The sequence below is a fragment of the Kitasatospora sp. NPDC048545 genome, from assembly GCF_040651155.1.
Classification (GTDB): domain Bacteria; phylum Actinomycetota; class Actinomycetes; order Streptomycetales; family Streptomycetaceae; genus Kitasatospora.
Genome location: NZ_JBEZIQ010000162.1, coordinates 1 through 1,961, shown reverse-complemented (window position 1 = coordinate 1,961; position 1,961 = coordinate 1). Strand labels below are relative to the sequence as shown.

At 70.9% G+C, this 1,961-nt stretch carries 3 protein-coding genes; 2 read left to right on the top strand and 1 reads right to left on the bottom strand.

The genetic code is table 11. The annotated features are described in order from the left end of the window. A partial coding sequence (locus AB0D10_RS46230; protein WP_360269102.1) for a hypothetical protein occupies positions 1-291 on the top strand: 291 nt, incomplete at its 5' end. Between the two features lie 150 nt (positions 292-441). Further along, positions 442-957: a helicase associated domain-containing protein gene (locus AB0D10_RS46225; protein WP_360269099.1), complete on the top strand. Its 516-nt coding sequence runs from the start codon at positions 442-444 to the stop codon at positions 955-957. Between the two features lie 13 nt (positions 958-970). Here AB0D10_RS46225 and AB0D10_RS46220 read toward each other — a convergent pair whose 3' ends face one another. Next, entirely contained in the window at positions 971-1,885 is a 915-nt protein-coding gene (locus AB0D10_RS46220; protein ID WP_360269105.1) for a transposase family protein, read from the bottom strand. Positions 1,886-1,961 lie beyond the last annotated feature (76 nt).

Genomic DNA, 1,961 nt, shown 5'->3' with positions numbered 1-1,961 from the left:
TGCACAATCGGCACGAACCCGACGCACGACGGTCGGACGAAGGTCTTCGCGATCACAACCGATCCGCGGACCACCGCCCTGACCCGGAAGGACGGCAAGGACCCGGCCGGGCCCGGGCGGGCTCGGTGGGTCGCCGGCGGGACACTCGTCGTCACCTGCCAGGGCAAGGACGTCTTCTTCAGTCTCAGCGGCGGCTACGAAGGACCTGCTCTGATCCCCGACAACGACGACCTGGTACGGAAGTTCCTCGCCGCCGGGGGCAAGGCCATCGGCTGCGAGCCGATTCTCTGATCGCCTCCGTCGAGGGGCCGACTCTGTGACGGCCCCTCGACGGACGGACCGAGCGATGGCCGACCGGCACAGCAGGCTGGCTGGCCCGGCCTGGAGGCGGACCAGCGGGACCTGCTGGCGGCGATCGGCATCGAGGCCGACCGCGAGCTGGTGGCCGCCAAGACCGCCGCCGACGCGAAGCCAAAGGTGTCGAGGGAGGACCGCTTCCAGCAGGGCGTGGCCGCCCTCGCCGCCTTCGTCGAACGCGGGGGCCACGCCAAGGTGCCCCGGTCCCACAAGGAGCCGCTGGAGATCGTGGTGACCGGCCCCGGCGGGGAGGTGAGCATTGAGGTGGTCTCCGTGGGGTTGGGTCCGAAGGTGTCGCGCGCCGACCGGTTCGCCCAGGGCCTGGCGGGGCTCGCGGCCTTCGTCGAGCGTGAGGGGCACGTCCGGGTGCCGCGCACCCACAAGGAGGGCGGGGTGTCCCTCGGGTCCTGGCTCAACAACCAGAAGGCCCGGCGGGACAAGCTCAGCCCGGAACAGCTCGGGCAGCTGGAGGCCTTGGGGGTGGCCTGGCAGGTCCGTTCCCCGTCGGCCCCGGTATGGCTCGCGCCGCCGGGGCCTCTCGCATGTCCTCGGACGGTTAACGAGCTGGTGCGTGATTGCGGCGGCGATGCGCCGGCCTGAGCCGGGGCGTTGTTCAGACGGTGGCGGTGCGGTCGGAGACCAGGCCAGCGACGGCAAGATAGGTGTCCGGGAGTGTCTCACGGCGGTGGGTCCAGCGGGTCAGGCCTTTCCATCGCTTGTGGTCGGCGAGGGCGTGCTCGACCGGGATGCGCTGAGAGGAGTGCTGGTGGCGGGCCCGCTCCCGGGCCTCGTGGACTTCCGGCGGGCAGATCTTGTTCGCCTTCCGCGGCGGAGTGAAGGCCTGGCCGGGGTGATCCCGCCGAAGACCCAAGTAGCCGTCATCGAGGAGGACTTGGATGTCGGGGAACTGGCGGAAGAGGTTGTCGATGCCTTCGCCGCGGATGGCGGTGGCGTCGTGCATACGTCCCGGGCGGAGGTTACCGGCCCACAGGGTGCGGCCCTCCTCGTCGGCGACGACGGTGGCCTTCATGGTGTTCTGCTTCTTCTTGCCGGACACGAACGCCCTCCGCCCGCCACGGTGGCCGGCCGGGCGGCGGACCTGGATCTCGGTGGCGTCCAGCCGCAGGACGACACCTTCGGCTTGCGCGTAGGCGAAGACGTCCGCCAGGGTCCGCAGCCGGATTCCGGGCCGGTCCGGCACCGCGAAGCCGCGGCGCGCAAGCAGAGCGCGTATCTCGGCGACCGCCCGGGTGATCGTGGAGCGGTCGACCCCGAACAGCAGGCCCAGGACCGCGTGCGGGAGATCGTGCCGCAGGTGGATCAGCGTCGCGACCACCCGGTCGGTGAACACCAGCCGGTGTTTGGCGCCCGCACCAGCGGCCCGGCGCCGTGCACCACCGCGAACCGTATGCCGCCTGCCCTCGACCACTGCCTGCCAGGCGGCCGCGAGTTCGACGATCAGATCGGTCAGATACCGACGCGAGACGCCGGTCAGCACCCGATGGCCGAGGACCGCACGGTTCACCATGATCACCACGGCGAAGATCATGCCGCCCTCACCCCGGCCGTCACATCGCCGCCGCAATCACGCACCAGCTCGTAAG